Raw genomic sequence first — 1,016 nt, forward strand, 5'->3', positions numbered from 1 at the left:
ACGAGCGGACGGTCGCGTCGGACCTCCAGCGCCACTCCTGTCCCCCTATGGTTAGCGCGTGCGCACTAACGGCAACTGCGCAGAGAATCAGCAGCACCTTCTTCACCAGCCACGTCGATGTCCCAGTTCCGTTCGCACTACCAGCAGTTGCACGATGATGAGCTCATAGACCTTGCCGCGGCTCGCGACCTGGTCCCCGAGGCGCGCGAAGCACTTACTGCGGAACTAGCTCACCGGGGAATAGGTGACTTGAGGGGCCATCGTGCGATTCGGGAGGCCGAAGTCGCCGCGGAAGAGTCGTATCGACAAGCGCAAATCTCGCGGCAAACAAGAATAGCGGGGTGGAGAACCAAATTCCTCTTCGCCATGTCTTTCTTCGTATGCGCATTCGGGGTCTACCGTATTCAGGTGGGCACTGTGGGCGACGGTGGTGAAGACGGGAGCCTTTTCCTCATCTTGGGTATCGCCTTGTTCCTGTTTGCTGCAGCCGCCGCCTGGTGGTCCAAATTCTGGTACCGGCACGTGTTGTATCGGTGTCCTCCGCGTTAGGCTGTGGCTTACTGGCGACCGTGTTCGGCCACAACCTGCCGTTCGCGTTCAGACTAGAAATCACCCCAAACCCAAAGTGATGTCCACGCATTTTGCCGAAGGTTGCTATGTAATTACTGGTGCTTCGGGAGCCGGAAAGTCCACCCTCCTAGCGGCGTTGAGTGACCTTGGATATGCCACGGTCCCAGAAGCCGCCCTCGCCATCGTCCGCGAGCAACAGGAGCGCAACGGCAGCATTCTTCCTTGGGTGAATCGCCCAGCATTCATGGAAGAGGTCCTCGAGCGGAACATCCGCAACCATCAAGCTGCTCAGTCGTTGAGGGCGCCCGTTTTCTTTGACCGCGGCATTCCGGAATGTTTGGCCTGGATGCAGTTGTCGGGATTGGCCTTAGAGCCTCATCATGTGGCTGCGCCCGCTCAGTACCGCTATGCTCCGACCGTATTTGTGGCAGAGCCCTGGCCCGAAG

The 1,016-nt window shown here is 59.0% G+C and carries 1 protein-coding gene; it reads left to right on the top strand.

Going from position 1 to position 1,016, the window contains the following annotated elements:
* Positions 1-628 precede the first annotated feature (628 nt).
* On the top strand, positions 629-1,016 hold a 388-nt coding region (locus EJI01_RS28360), incomplete at its 3' end, for an AAA family ATPase (protein ID WP_126840412.1).

The sequence above is a fragment of the Variovorax sp. MHTC-1 genome (assembly GCF_003984645.1).
Taxonomy (GTDB): Bacteria; Pseudomonadota; Gammaproteobacteria; order Burkholderiales; family Burkholderiaceae_C; genus Variovorax.